Raw genomic sequence first — 18,902 nt, 5'->3', positions numbered from 1 at the left:
CGCGTTCAGCCCCGGCTGACGCGGCGCAGCCGCTCGGAGGGCGTGACCACGTCGGTCAGGCGGATGCCGAACTTGTCGTTGACCACCACCACCTCGCCCTGGGCGATGAGGTAGCCGTTGACCAGCACGTCCATCGGCTCGCCGGCCAGTGCGTCCAGCTCGACCACCGAGCCCTGGGCCAGCTGCAGGATGTACTTGATGGGCACCTTGGTGCGGCCCAGCTCCACCGACAGCTGCACCGGAATGTCCAGCACCATGTTGATGTCGTGCACCGCCGGGTCGCCGGCCGCGGCAGACGGGCGCACGGCCTCGCCCGTGAGCGGGCCGCCCTGCTCGGCATCCAGCACGGTGGTGGTGGCGTCGGCGCTCTTTTGCTCTTCCAGCGCCTCCGCCCAGCCGGCAAAGGGATCGTCCGCGCCGCCCTCCGCAGGCAGATCGCTTGGGTCGTCAGTTGACATTCTTTTCTCCCATCCAGCCGGCGTCTGCATTGCGCAGGCATTCTTCGATACGGATCGCGTATTTGGCGTTGTGCGTGCCGTATTGGCACTCGAACACCGGCACCCCGCCGATGGAGGCGCGGATGCGCGGCTCGCGGTCGAGTTCGATGAAGTCGCCCGGCTTCATGGCCAGCAGCTGCTCGACCGTGGCGTCGGCGCGGGCCAGCTCGGCCACCAGCGTCACCTCGGCCGCCTGGATCTCGCGCGTCAGCACCTTGACCCAGCGCCGGTCCACCTCGATGGCGTCGCCCTGCACGCTGGAGTACAGCACGTCGCGGATCGGCTCCAGCGTGGCGTAGGGCATGCAGATGTGGATGGCGCCGGACAGGTCGCCGATCTCCAGCTGAAAGGCCGTGGACACGACGATCTCGCTGGGCGTAGCGATGTTGGCGAACTGCGGCTGCATCTCCGAGCGCTGGTAGGCCAGCTCCAGCGGATAGATGCCCTGCCAGGCCTTCTTGTACTCCTGGCAGATGACTTCCACCAGGCGGTTGATCACGCGCTGCTCGGTGGCGGAAAAGTCGCGCCCTTCGATACGCGTCTGGAACTTGCCGGCGCCGCCGTACAGCGTGTCGATCACGCCGAACACCAGCGAGGGCTCGCACACGATCAGGCCGCTGCCGCGCAGCGGGCGAATCGCCACGATGTTGAAGTTGGTGGGCACCGCCAGCTCGCGCAAAAAGGCGTTGTAGCGCTGCACCGAGACCGTACCCACCGAGATCTCGGGGCTGCGGCGGATCAGGTTGAACAGGCCGATGCGGAAGTTGCGGGCAAAGCGCTCGTTGACGATCTCCATGGTGGGCATGCGCCCGCGCACGATGCGCTCCTGGCTGGAGATGTCGTAGTCGCGGACGGCGCCCGCCTCGATCTCTTCCTTGACGGTCTTTTGGCTCTCGCCGGTGACGCCCTCGAGCAGGGCATCGACCTCTTCCTGCGACAGAAAGGAATCACTCATGGCTGGTCTCTCCGGTCACTGGATGATGAAGCTGGAAAACAGCACCTGGCGCACCGGGTTGTCGTCCGCCCGGCGGCGCGGTGGCTCGTCCTCGTCCTCATCCTCTTCGTCGCGGCTGGCGCGCGCCTTGCGGGGTTTGGCCACCGTGTAGCCCAGCGGGCGCGAGACCTCGCGGCGCACGTCCACCGCCAGCTTTTCCTTGCCCTCGCGGGTCAGCAGGTCGTCGGTGGTGCGCTGCGACACCAGCAGCAGGATGCCGCTGCGGATGCTGGGCATGTAGGACTTGACCTGCTCGGCCGTCTTGGCATCGGCCAGCTCCAGCGTGATGCCGATCTGCGCGAAGCGGTCGCCGCCGGGGTCGGCCAGGTTGACCACCATGTTGTCCATGGGCAGGTAGGTGGGCGGGGTCTTGGGGGCGCTGGCCTGGGCGGCGCGCGCCGGGCGCTCGGCGCCCTCCTCGTCCTCGCCGCCACCGCGCTTGGACAGCACCGCCCAGGCAGCGCCGCCGCCCACCACCAGCAGCAGGACCACGGCCGCGAGGATGATGATCAGTTTCTTGCTCTTGGCGGGTGCAGGGGCGGTCTCGGACACAACGGGGCTTTCTGGCGCTGCAAACGCGCAAACGGAAAGGGTGGGCAGCGCAGCACCCGGCGGGCGCGGCATCTGCAGATGGAGCGATTATTGGGCCGCGGCCCGGTCCATGATAGCCAGAATAGCGGCCGGAAACGGCGCCCTTTCGGGCGCTTGGCCACCCTCTACACGAAGATGTCCACCGAGCGCTGCGAGCGCGCCGCGCCCTGGCTGCGGGGCACGCCGGCAGACCCATTGGCGGCCTGCACGCGCGCCGTGCCCTGGCGGGCGCCGCCGCGCTCATCCCGGGGCTCGCCGCCCGGCTGGCGGCCATTGCCCGAGCCGCCGGCGCCCACCGTCACGCCCGCCAGCTGCAGGCCCTGCTCCTGCAGCAGCGCCCGCAGCTCGGCGGTGCCGGCGTCCAGCGCCTGGCGGGCCTGGGCCTCGTCGCTGGTGAAGGCAATGTGCGCCTGGTCGCCGGTGAGCGAGACCTGCACCTGCACCGCCTGGCCCTCGTGGTCCAGCGTCAGCGCGGCGCTCTGGGTCTGCTGATGCACCCAGTAAGCCACGCGCTCGGCCAGCTGATCCTGTGCGTCGCCCGCGCCGGGCTGCTGGGCGCCGTCGGCCGGGGCCGGGGCGGCCAGCTCCGCCGTGTCGCGCGGCGCCTCGGCGCCGCCGCCGCCAGGGCCCTGCACGCCGTCGCTGCCCGCACGGCCGCCGACGCCTGATCCTCCAGCCGCGGCCGCTGCGGCCTGCAGGCCGCCGGCCCCTGCCGGTGCCGGGCCATCGCCCAGCGAGCGACCCAGCGCCATGAGGTCCTGCTGCAGCGCCTCGCGCCGCCCGGGGGCGGCCACAGGCTGCGCCTGGGCAGCCGGCGCCTGCGGGGCGGGCGGCGTCTGGCCCACGGGGACGGTTGCGCCGGCCTGGGCCGCGGCGGCGCGCGCCACGGCGCCGGTGCGGGTGGTCTGGCCGCCGTCGATGTCTGCCGCAACGCCCGCGCGGGCGCTACGCGCCAGTGCCGCGCGCAGGCCCACGGCCGGGCCGGGCAGCACCGGGGTGTCTGCCGCGCCGTCGAGCAAGGCGGTCTCGCCCACCAGGGTGTCGTGGCCGGGGCGCTGCAGGCCCAGGCCGATCTGCTCACTCAGGGCCGCCGCGGCGCCCGGCGCCAGCTGCAGCGGCTTGGTCTGCAGCGCCTGCGCGCCCGCGTCCTGCGGCAGCGGCGCACCGCCTGGCTGCAGGCCGGCCAGCAGGGCCGCCATCGTCATGCCGTCGGGTTGCTGCAGCGACTGGCCCGGCAGCGCGGCCTGTGCGGCCGCGTCGTCCTGCGCCGATGCGGACCAGGGCGCGGCGTCCAGCGCCAGGCCCTCGCCCTCCTCGCCCAGCGAAGCCAGCAACAGGGCGAAGCCGTCGGCCGGGGCGGCGGACGCGTCGGCCGCACCGGCCTTGGCGCCGCGGGTGGCGCGCACCTCCTGGGCGGGGGTGCTGCGGTTGATGCCTGTCTGTTCCATGTCTTAGCACTCCTGCTCGTACGTGGCGCGCAGGCGCAAGCCGGCGCGCTCATCGGTCTGTTTCTGTTCACGGCGCTGCTCGGCCAGCGCCTGCTCGGCGCGGCGGCGCTCCAGCACCTTGCGCAGGCTGGCCAGGCGCAGTTCGGCCTGCAGCAGCGCCTGGCGGGCGCCGGCAACGCGTGTGTCCTGGTTGCCCACCACGCCGTTTTGCAGGCCGATGGCGTGGTCCAGCCGGCCCATGAAGTGGTAGTGGTGCGCCAGGACTTCGGGCTTGAGCGTGCGGCCCTCGCTGGCGCCCCAGCGGCTTTGCGTTTCCTGCGCATAGCCGGACAGCTGCTCCAGCTGCGCCTGCGCCGCCTCGCGCGCGCCCTGCACGTCGCGCAGGGCCTGGCGTGCGGCGTCGCGCCGGCGCTCGGCCAGCTCGACGGCGACGGTGAAGGCCTGCAGGGAGGACATGCGCGGGTCAGCCTTTTTCTATCTGTCTATCTAGCTCGGGTGCCGGGCGCTTACGCGCCGTGCAGCACCTGGTCCATGGCGGCGAGGCTGCTGTCCATGGGCGCGGCCTCGAACATGTTTTGCTGCAAAAAGGCCACCATGCCGGGCTGCAGGCGGATGGCCTCGTCCAGCTGCGGGTCGGAGCCGGCCATGTAGGCGCCGACCTGGATCAGGTCGCTGCTCTTTTGGTAGCGCGAGTACACCGCGCGAAACTGCCGCGCCAGGTCGAAGTGCTCGCGCGGCACGACGTTGTGCATGACGCGCGAGGCCGACTGCTCGATGTCGATGGCCGGGTAGTGGCCGCCCTCGGCCAGTGCGCGCGACAGCACGATGTGCCCGTCCAGGATGGCGCGGGCCGCGTCGGCGATCGGATCCTGCTGGTCGTCGCCCTCGCTCAGCACGGTGTAGAAGGCGGTGATGGAGCCCACGCCGTTCAGGCCGTTGCCGCTGCGCTCGACCAGCGCCGGCAGCTTGGCAAAGCAGCTGGGCGGGTAGCCCTTGGTGGCGGGCGGCTCGCCGATGGCCAGGGCGATCTCGCGCTGGGCCTGCGCGTAGCGCGTGAGCGAATCCATGAGCAGCAGCACGTGCTGGCCTTGGTCGCGAAAGTGCTCGGCAATGGCCGTGGCGTAGGCCGCGCCCTGCATGCGCAGCAGCGGCGAGGCGTCGGCCGGGGCGGCCACCACCACGGCGCGATGGCGGTCTTCCTCGCCCAGGATGTCTTCCACGAATTCCTTGACCTCGCGCCCGCGCTCGCCGATCAGGCCGACCACGATCACGTCCGCCTGGGTATGGCGGGCCATCATGCCCAGCAGCACCGACTTGCCCACGCCGGAGCCGGCAAACAGGCCCAGGCGTTGGCCGCGCCCCACGGTGAGCAGCGCATTGACGGCGCGCACGCCGGTGTCGAGCGGCTGGCGCACGGGGTCGCGCTCCATGGCGTTGATGGGGCTGCGATCCATGGCCTCGGCGCGTACGTCCTGCAGCGGGCCGCCGTGGTCCAGCGGCTGGCCCTGCGAATCGACCACGCGGCCCAGCAGGCCGGTGCCCATGGGCAGGCGCAGCACGCCGGCGGCCGCGGCGCCGTCGCCCTCGGGCGCGCCGCCCAAGCGCAGGGCCGGCACGAAGGCCGGCGCCGGCGCCACGCTGGCGCCGCTGGACAGGCCGTGGATGTCGCCGGCGGGCATCAGGTAGGCCTTGTCGCCGGCAAAGCCGACCACCTCGGCCAGCACCGGCTCGCTGCCTTCGCCCATGCGGACCTGGCATTGCGAGCCCACGGGCGCGCGGATGCCGCCAGCCTCCAGCACCAGGCCGGTCAGGCGGGTCAGGGTGCCGCGGGAGGCCAGCGGCAGCGGCTCGGCCAGGCGCGCACGCGCCTGGGCGGCCAGCTCCTTCCAGGCGGCGGCGGGCTCAATCGGCATGGCCGGCCTCCTGCCACACGGCGGTCAGGCCCAGCGCGCCGATGGCGCGGCGCCAGCGCTTGTCCAGCGTGCCGTCCACCACCATGCCTTCGGACTCGACCAGGCATTCGCCCGGCTGCACCTGGGCATCGGCCAGCCACTGGATGCGGGACGACGGGTGGGCAGCGCGCAGCGGCTGCTCCAGCGCCTGCCAGTCGGCGGGGTTCAGCCGCACGGTGGCCGGGCGTGTTTCGCTGGCCAGCATGGACAAGGCCTCGCGCACCACGGGCAGCAAGGCCTCGCGGTTGGTGGCCAGCTCGCGGCGCACGACCTGGCGGGCGATGTCGCAGGCCAGCGCCAGCACCTCCTGCGCCATGCCCTGCTGCAGGCCGGCGAGGCTGTCCTCCAGCGCGCCGGCCAGCCGGGCCAGGCGCTCGGCAGCCTCGCGGCCCTGGTCGGCCACGTAGTCGTCCATGCGCTGCTGCCACTCCAGGCTGGCCTGCTCGCGGCCCTCGGCCAGGCCCTGGGCGTGGGCCTGCTCGCGCTCGCTTTGCAGCAACTGCAGGTGTTCGTCCTCGGACACCACCACGGGCACCGCAGTGGCGTCCTCCACCACCACGACCGGCGCGCTGGGCGCAACGAGCGGCTCCAGCACCTGGCCATGCAGCCCGTCCACGGCGCCGAACTGCCACTGCGTGACCTGGCCCACCTCCTCGCGCGGGATGAAGCGGCTGTAGTAACGGTTGCTGCTGGCCATGGCGATGGATCAATGATTCGGGTCGGGGTCAGACAAAGGCGTCGTCGCCGCCACTGGCCAGGGCGATCTGCCCCTCGTCGGCCAGGCGGCGCACGGTCTTCAGGATTTCGCGCTGCTGCGCTTCCACCTCGGACAGGCGCATGGGCCCGCGCGATTCCAGGTCTTCGCGCATGGCCTCGGCGGCGCGCGTGGACATGTTGGACAGGATCTTCTCGCGCACTTCGGGCTGCGCACCCTTCAGCGCCACCACCAGCGTCTCGGAGGCCACCTCGCGCAGCACCGTCTGGATGGCGCGGCCGTCCAGCTTGGCGATGTCGTCGAAGATGAACATCTTGTCCATGATCTTCTGCGCCAGGTCGGCGTCGTGGTTGCGGATGGCCTCCAGCACCGTGGCGTCTGCTCCCGAGCCCAGAAGGTTGATGATCTCCGCGGCCGCCTTGACGCCGCCCAGCGAACTCTTGCGCACCTTGTCGCCGCCGGCCAGCACGCGAAACAGCACCTCGTTCAGGTCCTTCAAAGCCGTGGGCTGGATGCCTTCGATGGTGGCGATGCGCAGCATCACCTCGCCGCGCTGGCGCTCGGACAGGTGCATGAGGATGGCCGAGCACTGGTCCGGGTCCAGGTGCACCAGGATGGCCGCGACGATCTGCGGGTGTTCGTTGCGCAGCAGCTCGGCCACCGACAGCGGGTCCATCCACTTCAGGCTCTCTATCCCCGAGACGTCGCCGCCCTGCAGGATGCGGTCGATCAGCAGCGCTGCCTTGTCGTCGCCCAGGGCTCTTTTGAGCACGGCGCGCACGTAGTTGCTGGTGTCCGACACCAGCAGGCTCTGCGCCGCCGCATCGCTGGTGAAGCGGCCCAGCACCTCATCGACCTTCTCGCGCGAGACGGTGCGCATGCGGGCGATGGTCTCGCCAAGCTTTTGCACCTCCTTGGGCGACAGGTGCTTGAAGACCTCGGCGGCCTCCTCTTCGCCCAGCGACATCAGCATGATGGCCGCGTCGTTCAGCCCTTGCTCATCCATAAATCACCCAGCTGTCGTATGCGTCGTTGGCGGGCCGCGGCGTCATTCGCCGTTGACCCAGGTCTTGAGGATGCTCGCCACGGCCACGGGATTCTCCCGCGCCAGGGTCCGCGCGTCGTTCAGGCGCTGCTGCTCGGGCGTGGGCTGCAGCTCCAGCGCCCCGTCGGGCGCGGGCAGGGCCGGGCGCTGCAGGCTCTCGGCCTCCAGGGCGTCCACCTTGCCGCTGGCCACGCGGGCCAGGGCCAGCTCCTTGCTGCGGGCGCGGGCCTTCAGGGCCGGGCGCAGCACGCCGATCAGCACGATGGCCGCGGCCAGCGAGATGCCCAGCGGCCAGGCCAGCGTGGTGGCCAGCTCGCGCATCTCCGGCTGCTTCCACAGCGGCAGCTCGCCAGGCGGCACCTCTTCCACCAGGAAGGGGGCGTTCATCAGGTTGACCGAATCTCCGCGCTCCTTGTTGAAGCCGATGGTCTCGCGCACCAGGGCCGTCATCTGCTCGATCTGTTCGGGCGACAGCGCCTTGGGCGTGGCCGGCTTGCCGGCGCCTTCGCTCACGCTGGCGTAGTTGACCACCACGGCGGCGTTCATGCGCTTGATGGCGCCCGTGCCGCCGCGCGTGACCTGGGTGGTCTTGTCCACCTCGTAGTTGGTCACCGATTCGCGCTTGGACGGGTTCGTGCCCTGCGCACCGCCGCCACCGGCGGCGGCCAGCTGCGGCGCCGGGCCGTTGACGGGCGCACCGGCCGTCTGCGGCGGCTGGTTGCTGACGGCGCCGGGCACGCCCGCGGGCGGCTGGCTGCCGGGCGCGCCGCCTGTTTCCACCACCTGCTGGCTGCGCACGGCGCTGGCGTCGGGCGACAGGTTGGGGCGGTGCTGCTCGACGGTCGATTCGGTCTGGGTGAAGTCCACCTCGGCGGTGACCTGCGCCTTCACGTTGCCCCGGCCGACCACCGGCTCCAGCAGGTCGGTGATGCGGCGGGTGTACTGCGCCTCGATCTGCTGCACGTAGGCCAGCTGCTGCGCGTCCACGCTGGCGCCGGAGCTGCCATCGGGCGACTGCGACAAGAGCTTGCCGCTGTCGTCCAGCACGCTGACGGCCGAGGGCGCCAGCTCGGGCACGCTGGAGGCCACCAAATGCACGATACCGGCCAGCTGCGCGCGGTCCAGAAACCGCCCGGGGTACAGGCTGACCAGCACCGAGGCCGAGGGCTTTTGCTGTTCGCGGAAAAAGCCGTTCTGGTTGGGCAGCGCCAGGTGCACCCGGGCGCTTTGCACCGAAGCCAGCGCCTGGATGGAGCGGGTCAGCTCACCCTCCAGCCCGCGCTGAAAATTCAGCCGCTCTTGAAACTGCGTGACGCCGAAGCGGCTGTTCTCCATCACCTCGAAACCGGTGACCGAACCCTTGGGCAGGCCCTGGGTGGCCAGGCGCAGGCGCACGTCGTGCACGCGCTCGGCCGGCACCAGGATGGCGCCGCCGCCCTCGCTGTACTTGTAAGGCACGTTCATCTGGGCCAGCTGCGCCACGATGGCGCCGCCGTCCTTGTCGTTCACCCCGGCGAACAGCACCCGGTAGTCGGGCTGGCGGCTGTAGAAGAAGGCGCCGATGGCCGCCACCACCAGCAGCGCGGCCAATGCGCCCCAGCGCAGGCGGGCGGCGCGGTCCAGCCCGCCCAGGCGCTGCAGCAGGCCCGGCGCGGCGGCGGCGGGGGTCGGTACGGCAGAAACTTCGGCAACGGCGGTGGTCATCGTGGGCAGCGGTAGAAAAAGGGGCCCGCCCGTGGCACGGACCATGGGCGGTGCGGCGATTATGAAAGCCGCCCCCGCCCGCCGTTTGCCCGATAAAGCGCGCCTTTGGCCATCATTTCCCACCCATGGGCAGCGCCCTGGCGCCCTACGATGGCGCCAGTTTTTTCGTATCGGCCCCACTTCGACCGGAGCCCGTCACCATGGACCTGCGCATCTCCAGCACCACTGCCCCCTTGACGGGCACCCAGCTCGCCCGCCGCGCCACCGCCCCCCAGCCCGGCACGGGCGGGGTGGAAGGCGGCTTTGCTACCGCCTTCAAGGACGCCCTGCAGTCCGTCAGCAGCGCCCAGAACCGCGCCGGCGCCCTGCAGCAGGAGGTGCAGCTGGAGAACCCCAACGTCAGCATCGAGGAAACCATGGTCGCCATGCAGAAGGCGCAGATCGGCTTTCAGGCCACGCTGCACGTGCGCAACCGCATGGTGCAGGCCTATACCGACATCATGAACATGCAGGTGTAGGCCCTGCCGCCACTCACTTTTTCATAGCTGCTCACGCTTGACTGGCAAGCGCTAGAGCCACTTTTCTTCACCAAAACAAAAAGCCGGCCACCTTGCGGTGCCGGCTTTTGCTTTGCGCCCTGGAAACCCTTGGAGTGATGGATGAAGGCACTGCGGCGCCACCACGCCCGCCCGTGCCCCGGGCCACGCAAGCAAAAGGGTCAGTGCATCACCTGCGGCTGGCCCTCGAACATGTGCTCGAACTGCGCCATCCACGGCTCGGCCAGGACGCGGATCTGCGCGTCGTTGCGCAGGATGCGCTGCATGATGCGCATCTTCTCCTTGCGGTGCTCGGGCGCCAGCTCCTGCGCCTGGGCCTGAAAGCGCAGCTGCTCGATCAGCACCGCGCAGGCGCCCTCGCAGCGCACGACCTCGTCCCAGTCCTTGAGCCGGGCGGCTTCCAGCATCCTGGCGCTGCTGGCTTCGATGGCTTTGTAGTAGTCGATCAGCATTTCAGGCATGTCTCAGGCCTCCGCCAGCGCAGGGTGCACTGCTTCGTTGGCCGCTTCCTTGTTGTTTTTCATTTCTTTCCAGCCCAGGGCGATAGGCTCGATCAGGCCCATGACCTCCTGCAGCAGGGCGTCGTCATTGCGTGCGTTGCCCTGGATCAGGCGGCGCAGCGCGTAGTCGTACACCGCCTCCAGGTTGGCTGCCACCTCGCCGCCCGCTTGGCGGTCCAGTGCCGTCAGCAGGCCTTCTTCGAGGATGCGCACGGCCTTGGAAATACTGTTGCACTTGGTCAGCACATCGCCGCGCGCAAGCGCCCCGCGGGCCGTGGCGATGGAGGACATCAGCCCTTCATACAGCAGGCTGACCAGCTGGTGCTGGTCGATGGTGTGCATGCTGGTTTCGACATTGATGCGCTGGTAGGCGCTGGCGGATCTGGCGCCGAACGGGCTGAACATGGCGGTGTTCCTCTAGGCTGGACTCTTGCTCTATTTATCGGCAGTTGGCTGGCGAACTGAAGGCCTGTGCATCAGTTGGAAGACTTGTTCCAGGTCGACACCTGCTGAGAGATATAGGCATTGAGCGCATTCAACGAAGCCATCTTGGTGTCCAGCGCCGTGTAGCGTTGCTGCAGGTTTTTTTCTGTGCGATCGGCGCGGTCGAGCACGCGCTCGACCTCCTTGGCATTGAGCTTGAGGGCGTTTTCGTAGGTCTTGGTCTTGCTGGCGAAAAAGCCGTCGGCAGCCAGCAGCTTGTCCGTCACGGCCTTGAACTTGCCGGCGAAGCCGTCGGCCACATTGCCGCCGTCCGGGCCGCGGAAAAATGTCTTGACCGCATCCGGGTCTTCCATGGCCTTGTTGAACTTGGTGGCGTCCAGCTCCAGCGAGCCATCGGGCGAGACGTTGCCCGCTCCCAGTCCGCCCGCAGAAATCACGCCCACGGCCGACAGGTTGCGCAGCGCGCCTGAGTCCGTCACCGTTTGCAGGGCCGAGCGCAACGTGTTTTGCAAGGTGACCACTGTGGCGTCGCCCTGCAGCAGTGCGCTGGTCTGGGTTTGCTTGTCGTACTTGGTAGAAGCGTTCAACGCGCTGTTGACGGCGTTGTAGGCAGCGACGAAGTCCTCGACGTTCTTCTTGACGGCCGATGTGTCCTTGCTGACGGTGATGGTCACCGGCTCGGCTATCACCTTTTGGGCCGTGAACGTCACGCCCGACACCGCGTCGGCGAAGGCATTGGTGGCCGAACTCACGGCAATCCCGTTGACCGTGGCGTTGGCGTTCTTCGCGTACTCGGTGCTCATGCCCGCCACCAGGCGCGACAGGCCGGCGTTGTCAGCATTGTCGCCATCGGCGTCTTGCACCGACAGCTGATAGCCGGCCTCTTCGCCTGTGGCCGAGCTGCGCAGCAGCAGCCGCTCGCCTTGGGCATCCGTGAGGATTGTGGCCGTGACGCCCGCCTTGGAACCATTGATTTTGCTGGCCACATCGGCCAGCGTGTCGGTGGCGCTGACCTCGATGTTCACCGCCGCGGCAGTGCCCGCGGTGAATGCCTTGGGCTCGCCCGCCCAGCCGCCCACCTGCAGGCTCAGCGTGCCCGCCCCCACCGGCTGCTTGGCCGCAATGGATGCAGACATCGACGACTGCGCCGTGGCCAGGTTTTGCACCTGCACGCTGAAAGACGTGGCCGCCGCGCCGCCCGAGGCGCTGACGCTGACCGCCTCGGCGTTGGAGGACGAGGCCTTGGCGCCATTCCAGCCGGTCACGCTGGTCAGCTTGCCGGCGGCGTCAGCCAGGGTGGAGACGAGCGACTTGAACTGGCCGAACGCCGAGACCTTGGAATTGGTCAGCGCCGCCTGCTGCTGCAGGCCGCCGGTCTTGGTAATGGGTATCTTGACGGCATCGACCGAAGCCTTGATCAGCGCATTGACATCGACGTTGCCCCCCAGGCCAATGCCGATCGATGAAAAGCTTGCCATGACTCCACTCCTTTGCCTGTATGTGTTCCGACGTGGCGCCCGCAGTGCGCGACGCCAGACATTATCGAAGCCGCTGCCGCCTCCGGTGCCAGAGATAAGAGGGGCAGAAAGCCCCCAATCCACCACGCCGGCCTGCCAAACGGCAAGGCGCGGCGGTGACTGATGCCACCGCCGCGCCTTTTTCAATGGCCTGGGCCAGCCGGCCCGGCCTTCATGCCTGATTCATCAGCCGCGCAGCAGGGCCAGCACGCCCTGGGGCAGCTGGTTGGCCTGGGCCACCATGGCGGTGCCGGCCTGCTGCAGGATCTGCGAGCGCGACAGGTTGGCGGTTTCGGCCGCGAAGTCGGCATCCTGGATGCGGCTGCGGGAGGCGGACATGTTCTCGGCCGAGGTCTGCAGGTTGTTCACCGCAGTCTCGAAGCGCGATTGCAGGGCGCCGAAGCTGGCGCGCTGGCCGTTCACGGCGGCTAGGGCCGAGTCGATGATCTTCAGCGCCTTGGTGGCGCCGTCCACCGTGGACACGTCGATTTGGTCTACGGAGTTGAGCTTGGACGTGCCCGCCCCAGTAATCAAACTGGCTGCAGGTGCGGCGCCAGCAGTGCTGTCTGCGGTACTAAAACCTTTATCGGAGCTCAACTCCACAGTTCCCGACGTCGCTGCTGCGTTGGCCCCTGCCGTGTTATCCACAGCGGCTGAAACAGTGCCGAAGCCGCCGGCGCCATCCGACGCGGCCAGCTTGAAGGTGGCGGTGTTGGCTGCAGAGTTGTTGACCAGGCGGATGTTGTCGCCCGCCTCATTGGTCAGCGTGATCTTGCCGTCAGCGAGTTTGGCGGTGACCCCGGTCTGCGAGGACACATCGTTGATCGCCTTCACCGCTTCGCTCAGATCGCCCCCTGTGGAAACGCTGAAAGTCACGTTAGCAGCAGTGGAATTACTCGAGGTAATAGCCAGCGAGTAAGACTGACCATTAACCAATTCAAGCTGTGATACGTTGCGTGCCGAGGCAGAAACCCCGGTTTTCTCAGCAACAGCATTTATTTTCGCAGCTGCAACCGCTGCACTTACGGCATCTGTCGGAGCCGCACCAAACTGTACGTTTGCTGATTGCAACCCGTTGATGGCAACCGTCCCACCGATACCTGGGTTTGCCGTGGTGGCGGGAGGACCTGCCCCATCCAAACCAACACTACCTGCCGATTTCATCAATTGCGCACCGTAGGTAGAGGTGCGGAAGTTACCCGTAGTGGCCGTAATCGTCTGGTTGGCATTGGCGCCCACTTGGAAGGTGGCCGAGCCAAAGGAGCCGTCCAGCAGCTTCTGGCCGTTGAACTCGGTCGTTTGCGAGATACGGTCCATTTCGGACAGCAGCTGCCCCACTTCCGCCTGGATAGCCTTGCGGTCGCTGGCGCTGTTGGTAGCGTTGGCCGACTGCACCGACAGCTCGCGCACCCGCTGCAGGATGTCGCCCGAGGCCTTGAGCGCGCCTTCAGCGGTCTGCGCCAGCGAAATGCCGTCGTTGGCATTGCGCACCGCCTGGTTCAGGCCGCGGATCTGGCTGGTGAAGCGCTCGGAAATAGCCAAGCCGGCCGCGTCGTCCTTGGCGCTGTTGATGCGCAGGCCCGACGACAGGCGCTGGATGGAGGTGTTGAGCGAGTTCTGGCTGACGCCCAGGTTGCGCTGGGCGGTGAGCGAGGCGACGTTGGTATTGATGGTGGAAGCCATTGCAAATCTCCGGCAAAAGAAGTGGCTGGAATGTGGCGTTGCCGCCGTCTGCGCCTCTCAAACCGCTGAGCAGCGCGGGTTCCCAGTGCCTGTGCGGGCCTTGCTGTGGAACGGCGGGGCGTCACTCCTTGTTTCAAACGTCCCGTTGAATGTGTTTTCGGACTGTGCTTGGAAAACTTTAGGGTGCTAACGCACGGATTGGCCGGTTTTTGCGCCGTTTATCGGGCCAACGCCGCGGCGGGGCGTCACCACAATCGCCAGCATCGTCTCCCACCGTCCGCCAACAGGGCTTGCTGCCCTTAGCTGGCAGCACCCACCGAACCGAAGCCCCGCAGGAGTCTTGCCATGGCATCCACGATCAACACCAACGTCGCCTCGCTCACCGCCCAGCGCAACCTGGGCGTGAGCCAGGGTTCGCTCAACACCTCCATCCAGCGCCTGTCGTCGGGCCTGCGCATCAACAGCGCCAAGGACGACGCGGCCGGCCTGGCGATCTCCGAGCGCTTCACGGCGCAAATCCGCGGCCTGAACCAGGCGGCGCGCAACGCCAACGACGGCATCTCGCTGTCGCAGGTGGCTGAAAGCGCGCTGGCTGGCGCCGGCAACATCCTGCAGCGGGTGCGCGAGTTGTCGGTGCAGTCGGCCAACGCGACCAACTCGGCCTCCGACCGCAAGGCCATCCAGGCCGAGGTGGGTCAGCTGCTATCCGAACTGGACCGCATGGCGGTGACGACCGAATTCAATGGCCAAAAGCTGCTCGACGGCTCCTTTGGTTCGGCCACTTTCCAGGTGGGGGCCAACGCCAACCAGACGATCACCGCGACCACGGGCAACTTCCGCACCGCCACGTATGGCACGCAGCTTGCAAGCTCATCCGCGGTCACGCCGACGGTCACTGGAACAGCGCCAGACCTCTCGGGCTCCTTCAATATAGATGGGCTTCAGAGCGCAAAAATCGCGGCAACCAGCACCGACACCGCAGCCACCATCGCGGCTCAGATCAACTCAAAGACGGAAGCCACGGGGGTGGTGGCGTCGGCACGCAATCAGGTTAATCTAGACACGTTCATCGCCGGCGAGTCGTACAGCCTCTCTGTCATTGGCGACAACGCCACCGCAGCGAACGTCACCTTCAACGTCAAGGGAAATGATGCGCAAGGCCTTGCGGAGGCAGTCAAGGCATTCAACGATGCCGCCTCGCAAACGGGCATTACCGCCAAGTTGAATTCCGAAGGCGACGGGGTCGTGCTCATCAATGAGTCCGGTGCCAATATTTCGCTGGAGAACAAATCGGCCAACACCACCGCCACGTTTGCCCTCGGCAACTATGACGCCTCCACAAAGAAGTTCGAGGCCGGCGTGGCCGTAAACCAAAACGACACAGGCATTGCGGCCGGATACATCGAGCTGAGCTCTGACAAGGGTTACTCGATCAGCGGTTCTACAGGCACAACCCCAGCATTTACCAACGGAGCAGCGACGCTTCGGCCAGTCAGCACTATCGATGTATCGACCGTGGATGGCTCCACCGAGGCGCTCAAAGTCATCGACTCCGCCCTGGCTGCCGTGAACGGCCAGCGCGCCAGCTTCGGTGCCCTGCAGGCCCGCTTCGAAACGGCCATCGCCAACCTGAACACCTCGTCGGAGAACATGTCCGCTTCGCGCAGCCGCATCCAGGACGCCGACTTCGCGGCCGAAACCGCCAACCTGTCGCGCACCCAGATCCTGCAGCAGGCCGGCACCGCCATGGTGGCCCAGGCCAACCAGATCCCGCAGGGCGTGCTGGCGCTGCTCAAGGGTTGACGGGCCAAAGAACTGGCTACGCTATGCTTTCAATAGCTGCCAGCGCTTGGTGGATAAGCGCTGGAGCCGGTTTTTACCCCTATACCCAGCCGCATGCGGCAGGCGCAGGCCCCGCTGCGTGCCAATGCAAGCCTTTATTTTTGCCTGCCACAATCCGAAACACTGACTAATCCTCCGCGCCGCCATGGCGCGCCACGCCACCCTCGTCGGGCCGGCCCTCCCCAGAACGAAGCATGTTCGTCATCCTCGGCTACCTCATCACCTTCGGCTGCGTCTTCGGGGTGTTCATCGCGCACGGCGGCAACATCAACGTGCTGCTGGAGGCGCTGCCCTTCGAGATGATCACCATCGGCGGCGCGGCCCTGGGCGCCTTCATCGTGAACAACCAGCCCAAGGTGCTCAAGGCCACGTTCGCCTCGCTGCCCCAGGCGCTCAAGGGTAACAAGTACACCAAGGCGCGCTACATGGAGCTGCTGGCCATGCTCTATGAAATCTTGCAGAAGGCGCGCAAGGAAGGGCTGATGGCCATCGAGCAGGATGTGGAAGAGCCGGAAAAGTCCGAGCTGTTCAAGAAATTCCCCACCGTGGGCAGCGACCACCACGTGATCGAGTTCACCACCGACTACCTGCGCATGATGGTCTCGGGCAACCTGAACGCGCACGAGATCGAGTCGCTGATGGACAACGAGATCGAGACCCACCACCAGGAGGCGCACGCCCCCGTGGCCGCGCTCACGCGGCTGGCCGGCGCGCTGCCGGCCTTCGGCATCGTGGCCGCCGTGCTGGGGGTGGTGAACACCATGGGCTCGGTGGGGCAGCCGCCGGCGGTGCTGGGCGGCATGATCGCATCGGCCCTGGTGGGCACCTTCCTGGGCATCTTGCTGGCCTATGGCGCGGTGGAGCCGCTGGCCGGCCTGCTGGAGCAGCGCGCCGAAGATGCGGCCAAGGAATTCGCCTGCATCAAGTCCACGCTCTTGGCGAGCATGCAGGGCTACAACCCGTCCACGGCCATCGAGTTTGGTCGCAAGGTGCTGTTCTCGGGCGACCGCCCCGGCTTTGCCGAGCTGGAAGCCCATGTCAAGGGCAAGAAATGACCTCCCCTGAGCCGCTTCGCGCCCTTCCTGCGGGGGGGACGGCGGCGTCAGCTGCGGTGCAGCCCCTGCGGGCCGCCTGCTGGCCCGGGCCACGCCGGTTTCATGCGTTGCGGGCGGCCTGCAGCCCTGAGGGCCACTGAACATGGCCGAAAAGAAACTTCAGCCCATCATCATCAAGCGCGGCAAGAAGCAGCGCCACGCCCCGCATGGCGGCGCCTGGAAGATCGCCTACGCCGACTTCGTGACGGCCATGATGGCGTTCTTCTTGCTCATGTGGCTGCTGGGCTCCACCGCCAAGGGCGAGCTGCAGGGCATTGCGGATTATTTTTCGTCGCCGCTGAAGGTGTCCATGCAGGGCGGCGATGGGGCAGGCAACAGCTCCAGCATCATCCCGGGCGGGGGCAACGATCTGTCCAAGGTGCACGGCCAGGTGCGCCGCTCTGACGACGACGCCGCCACCAGCCGCCGCACCAGCCTGGAGACGGCGCGCGCCGAGCGCGCCCGGATCGACGCCCAGCGCATCAAGGCGCTGCAGGCCAAGATCGACGCGCTGATCACCGAGAACCCGCGGTTGAATGAATACCGCTCGCAGATCCGCATCGATGTGACGCCGGACGGCCTGCAGATCCAGATCGTGGACGACCAGGCGCGGCCCATGTTCGACAGCGGCAGCGCGCTGGTCAAACCCTATATGCGCGACATCCTGCGCGAGATCGGCGCGGCGCTGGGCGGGGTGGAAAACCGCATCAGCCTGGCCGGCCACACCGATGCCACGCCCTACGGCAACGGCGAGCGCGGCTACAGCAACTGGGAGCTGTCGGCCGACCGGGCCAACGCTTCGCGCCGCGAACTGGTGGCCGCCGGCATGCCCGACGGCAAGCTGGGCCGCGTGGTCGGCCTGGCCGCCAGCGACCTGCTGGAGCCCGAACACCCCCGCGCCGCGCTCAACCGCCGCATCACCATCACCGTGCTGACCCACGAGGCCGAAGAGCGCCTGCTGGGCAGGACGGCCGCGTTAAACCCCGCGCAACCGGCCGGCGACAAAAAACCGGACAATCCTGCCTCTGCGGCGCCGGATGAGTAACAACTTGTCACTTCGGCGCCGATTCCCCACAATAGCCAGCTACTGCAATTCCGACCGAAAGGGTCCTTCGTGTCTTCTGCCCTTCGTTTTCTGATCGTTGACGACTTTTCCACCATGCGGCGCATCGTGCGCAACCTGCTCAAGGAAAGCGGCTTTGCCGACGCCGACGAGGCCGAGGACGGCGTGGCCGCGCTCAACAAGCTGCGCAACAGCAAGTTCGACTTTGTGGTCACCGACATCAACATGCCCAACATGAACGGCTTTCAGCTGCTCAGCGAGATCAAGAAGGACGACAAGCTCAAGCACCTGCCGGTGCTGATGGTCACCGCCGAGGCGCGCAAGGAAGACATCGTCGCCGCCGCCCAGGGGGGCGCTGCCGGCTACATCGTCAAGCCCTTCACCAAGGCCACGCTGGAGGAGAAGGTCAACCTCATCCTCAAGAAGATGGGGATGTGAACCATGCAGGATGAAGCCAGCAGCAGCGCCAGCGCGGGCGTGCCGCCCGAGGGCGAGCAGGACGTCCACCTGAAGATCGGCCAGCTCACGCGGCAGCTGCACACCGCGCTCAACGAGCTGGGCTACGCCGACCAGCTGCGCGGCACCATGGGCGAGCTGCCCGACGCGCAAAGCCGCCTGTCCTACATCGCCCGGCTGACGGGCGAGGCGGCCGAGAAGGTGCTGGGCCGCGTGGAGCAGGCCAAGGCGCAGCACGACTACATCGCCAGCGAAACGCGCCGCGTGGTCACCGCCCTGGTGGCCGACCCGGTGGCCGCCGTGGCCAAGGGCGAGATCTACAACTTCCTGACCGACGTGGAGCGCGTGACGCAGGAGGCGGACACGCACCTGACCGAAATCATGATGGCCCAGGACTTCCACGACCTCACCGGGCAGGTGATCGCGCGCGTGGTCAACCTGGCCGCCACCATCGAGGAGCAGCTGGTGCAGCTGCTGCTGCAAACCGCCCCGCCCGGTGCCACGCCGCCCCCCGCCGCCGAGCCGCGCAACGAGCGCCTGCAGGGCCCCGTGGTCAACCCCGAGGTCGCGGCCGACGTGGTGACCAGCCAGTCGCAGGTGGACGACCTGCTGGCCAGCCTGGGATTCTGACCCCGGAATTTCAAGCCAAATCGGCCTTTGGCGCCCGCCAGTCAAGCGCGGGCAGCTATCAATTTTGAAGAATAGCCCGATCGCCGAGGTGCCGTGAGATACGGCCTCCCGGCCCCTTTATTCGGGCTTTAGCTTTTCCTGCCGCTTCCGACAATGGCGTGACCCCAGAA

General features: G+C 67.8%; 19 protein-coding genes. 6 read left to right on the top strand and 13 right to left on the bottom strand.

All coding sequences use genetic code 11. The features are described 5' to 3' along the window. Nucleotides 1-5: 5 nt before the first annotated feature. From fliN to fliF, 9 genes are all read right to left on the bottom strand, one after another. Nucleotides 6-458, bottom strand: a complete 453-nt coding sequence (fliN, locus tag C7H73_RS03760; protein ID WP_106845430.1) for a flagellar motor switch protein FliN — start codon at nt 456-458, stop codon at nt 6-8. Continuing rightward, nucleotides 448-1,452 (bottom strand): flagellar motor switch protein FliM, encoded by a 1,005-nt coding sequence (gene fliM / locus C7H73_RS03755; protein ID WP_106845429.1) that lies wholly within the window; start codon nt 1,450-1,452, stop codon nt 448-450. The genes fliN and fliM overlap by 11 nt, the downstream gene beginning before the upstream one ends. A 15-nt stretch (nt 1,453-1,467) precedes the next feature. After that, complete coding sequence (locus C7H73_RS03750; RefSeq protein ID WP_106845428.1) at nt 1,468-2,043, bottom strand: flagellar basal body-associated FliL family protein; 576 nt, start codon at nt 2,041-2,043, stop codon at nt 1,468-1,470. 164 nt (nt 2,044-2,207) lie between these two features. After that, nucleotides 2,208-3,530 carry a flagellar hook-length control protein FliK gene (locus tag C7H73_RS03745; protein WP_106845427.1) on the bottom strand — a complete coding sequence of 441 codons (1,323 nt, stop codon included), beginning with the start codon at nt 3,528-3,530 and terminating at the stop codon, nt 2,208-2,210. Between the two features lie 3 nt (nt 3,531-3,533). Then, nucleotides 3,534-3,986, bottom strand: a complete 453-nt coding sequence (gene fliJ / locus C7H73_RS03740; RefSeq protein WP_106845426.1) for a flagellar export protein FliJ — start codon at nt 3,984-3,986, stop codon at nt 3,534-3,536. Nucleotides 3,987-4,036: 50 nt separating this feature from the next. Next, nucleotides 4,037-5,443: a flagellar protein export ATPase FliI gene (gene fliI / locus C7H73_RS03735; protein ID WP_106845425.1), complete on the bottom strand. Its 1,407-nt coding sequence runs from the start codon at nt 5,441-5,443 to the stop codon at nt 4,037-4,039. Continuing rightward, a complete protein-coding gene (locus C7H73_RS03730) occupies nt 5,433-6,179 on the bottom strand; it encodes a FliH/SctL family protein (RefSeq protein ID WP_106845424.1) in 747 nt (248 codons plus the stop codon). The genes fliI and C7H73_RS03730 overlap by 11 nt, the downstream gene beginning before the upstream one ends. Nucleotides 6,180-6,207: 28 nt before the next feature. Next, nucleotides 6,208-7,203: a flagellar motor switch protein FliG gene (fliG, locus tag C7H73_RS03725; protein WP_106845423.1), complete on the bottom strand. Its 996-nt coding sequence runs from the start codon at nt 7,201-7,203 to the stop codon at nt 6,208-6,210. Between the two features lie 42 nt (nt 7,204-7,245). Beyond that, entirely contained in the window at nt 7,246-8,946 is a 1,701-nt protein-coding gene (gene fliF, locus C7H73_RS03720) for a flagellar basal-body MS-ring/collar protein FliF (protein WP_106845422.1), read from the bottom strand. A 200-nt stretch (nt 8,947-9,146) separates the two neighbouring features. Here fliF and fliE point away from each other — a divergent pair, with 200 nt between their 5' ends. After that, nucleotides 9,147-9,464 carry a flagellar hook-basal body complex protein FliE gene (gene fliE / locus C7H73_RS03715; protein WP_106845421.1) on the top strand — a complete coding sequence of 106 codons (318 nt, stop codon included), beginning with the start codon at nt 9,147-9,149 and terminating at the stop codon, nt 9,462-9,464. 200 nt (nt 9,465-9,664) lie between these two features. Here the strand turns inward: fliE and C7H73_RS03710 are convergent, their stop codons facing one another. The 4 genes from C7H73_RS03710 to C7H73_RS03695 form a co-directional block, all read right to left on the bottom strand. Next, nucleotides 9,665-9,964 carry a flagellar protein FliT gene (locus C7H73_RS03710; RefSeq protein ID WP_106845420.1) on the bottom strand — a complete coding sequence of 100 codons (300 nt, stop codon included), beginning with the start codon at nt 9,962-9,964 and terminating at the stop codon, nt 9,665-9,667. Nucleotides 9,965-9,967: 3 nt separating this feature from the next. Continuing rightward, entirely contained in the window at nt 9,968-10,408 is a 441-nt protein-coding gene (fliS, locus tag C7H73_RS03705; RefSeq protein ID WP_106845419.1) for a flagellar export chaperone FliS, read from the bottom strand. Between the two features lie 71 nt (nt 10,409-10,479). Continuing rightward, nucleotides 10,480-11,925, bottom strand: coding sequence for a flagellar filament capping protein FliD (gene fliD / locus C7H73_RS03700; protein ID WP_106845418.1), 1,446 nt, complete (start codon nt 11,923-11,925; stop codon nt 10,480-10,482). 225 nt (nt 11,926-12,150) lie between these two features. Beyond that, nucleotides 12,151-13,647 (bottom strand): flagellin, encoded by a 1,497-nt coding sequence (locus C7H73_RS03695; RefSeq protein ID WP_106845417.1) that lies wholly within the window; start codon nt 13,645-13,647, stop codon nt 12,151-12,153. A 345-nt stretch (nt 13,648-13,992) separates the two neighbouring features. Here C7H73_RS03695 and C7H73_RS03690 point away from each other — a divergent pair, with 345 nt between their 5' ends. The 5 genes from C7H73_RS03690 (at nt 13,993) to C7H73_RS03670 (ending at nt 18,732) form a co-directional block, all read left to right on the top strand. Further along, nucleotides 13,993-15,450: a flagellin N-terminal helical domain-containing protein gene (locus C7H73_RS03690; RefSeq protein ID WP_106845416.1), complete on the top strand. Its 1,458-nt coding sequence runs from the start codon at nt 13,993-13,995 to the stop codon at nt 15,448-15,450. Nucleotides 15,451-15,683: 233 nt separating this feature from the next. Next, nucleotides 15,684-16,544, top strand: coding sequence for a flagellar motor stator protein MotA (gene motA, locus C7H73_RS03685; RefSeq protein ID WP_106845415.1), 861 nt, complete (start codon nt 15,684-15,686; stop codon nt 16,542-16,544). Between the two features lie 142 nt (nt 16,545-16,686). Beyond that, on the top strand, nt 16,687-17,628 hold the full coding sequence (motB, locus tag C7H73_RS03680) for a flagellar motor protein MotB (RefSeq protein ID WP_106845414.1): 942 nt from the start codon (nt 16,687-16,689) through the stop codon (nt 17,626-17,628). 69 nt (nt 17,629-17,697) lie between these two features. After that, nucleotides 17,698-18,084, top strand: a complete 387-nt coding sequence (gene cheY, locus C7H73_RS03675) for a chemotaxis response regulator CheY (RefSeq protein ID WP_106845413.1) — start codon at nt 17,698-17,700, stop codon at nt 18,082-18,084. Between the two features lie 3 nt (nt 18,085-18,087). Continuing rightward, nucleotides 18,088-18,732, top strand: coding sequence for a protein phosphatase CheZ (locus C7H73_RS03670; protein WP_106845412.1), 645 nt, complete (start codon nt 18,088-18,090; stop codon nt 18,730-18,732). Nucleotides 18,733-18,902: the final 170 nt, after the last annotated feature.

This window comes from Pulveribacter suum (genome assembly GCF_003013695.1).
In the GTDB taxonomy this organism is placed as follows: Bacteria; Pseudomonadota; Gammaproteobacteria; order Burkholderiales; family Burkholderiaceae_C; genus Melaminivora; species Melaminivora suum.
This window is presented reverse-complemented; position numbering and strand designations above follow the sequence as displayed.

Excerpts from the sequence above, each read along its gene's own strand:
- fliN (WP_106845430.1), bottom strand. The coding sequence starts at position 458 with ATGTCAACTGACGACCCAAGCGATCTGCCTGCGGAGGGCGGCGCGGAC.
- fliM (WP_106845429.1), bottom strand. The coding sequence starts at position 1,452 with ATGAGTGATTCCTTTCTGTCGCAGGAAGAGGTCGATGCCCTGCTCGAG.
- C7H73_RS03745 (WP_106845427.1), bottom strand. The coding sequence starts at position 3,530 with ATGGAACAGACAGGCATCAACCGCAGCACCCCCGCCCAGGAGGTGCGC.
- fliJ (WP_106845426.1), bottom strand. The coding sequence starts at position 3,986 with ATGTCCTCCCTGCAGGCCTTCACCGTCGCCGTCGAGCTGGCCGAGCGC.
- fliI (WP_106845425.1), bottom strand. The coding sequence starts at position 5,443 with ATGCCGATTGAGCCCGCCGCCGCCTGGAAGGAGCTGGCCGCCCAGGCG.
- C7H73_RS03730 (WP_106845424.1), bottom strand. The coding sequence starts at position 6,179 with ATGGCCAGCAGCAACCGTTACTACAGCCGCTTCATCCCGCGCGAGGAG.
- fliG (WP_106845423.1), bottom strand. The coding sequence starts at position 7,203 with ATGGATGAGCAAGGGCTGAACGACGCGGCCATCATGCTGATGTCGCTG.
- fliF (WP_106845422.1), bottom strand. The coding sequence starts at position 8,946 with ATGACCACCGCCGTTGCCGAAGTTTCTGCCGTACCGACCCCCGCCGCC.
- fliE (WP_106845421.1), top strand. The coding sequence starts at position 9,147 with ATGGACCTGCGCATCTCCAGCACCACTGCCCCCTTGACGGGCACCCAG.
- C7H73_RS03710 (WP_106845420.1), bottom strand. The coding sequence starts at position 9,964 with ATGCCTGAAATGCTGATCGACTACTACAAAGCCATCGAAGCCAGCAGC.
- fliS (WP_106845419.1), bottom strand. The coding sequence starts at position 10,408 with ATGTTCAGCCCGTTCGGCGCCAGATCCGCCAGCGCCTACCAGCGCATC.
- fliD (WP_106845418.1), bottom strand. The coding sequence starts at position 11,925 with ATGGCAAGCTTTTCATCGATCGGCATTGGCCTGGGGGGCAACGTCGAT.
- C7H73_RS03695 (WP_106845417.1), bottom strand. The coding sequence starts at position 13,647 with ATGGCTTCCACCATCAATACCAACGTCGCCTCGCTCACCGCCCAGCGC.
- C7H73_RS03690 (WP_106845416.1), top strand. The coding sequence starts at position 13,993 with ATGGCATCCACGATCAACACCAACGTCGCCTCGCTCACCGCCCAGCGC.
- motA (WP_106845415.1), top strand. The coding sequence starts at position 15,684 with ATGTTCGTCATCCTCGGCTACCTCATCACCTTCGGCTGCGTCTTCGGG.
- motB (WP_106845414.1), top strand. The coding sequence starts at position 16,687 with ATGGCCGAAAAGAAACTTCAGCCCATCATCATCAAGCGCGGCAAGAAG.
- C7H73_RS03670 (WP_106845412.1), top strand. The coding sequence starts at position 18,088 with ATGCAGGATGAAGCCAGCAGCAGCGCCAGCGCGGGCGTGCCGCCCGAG.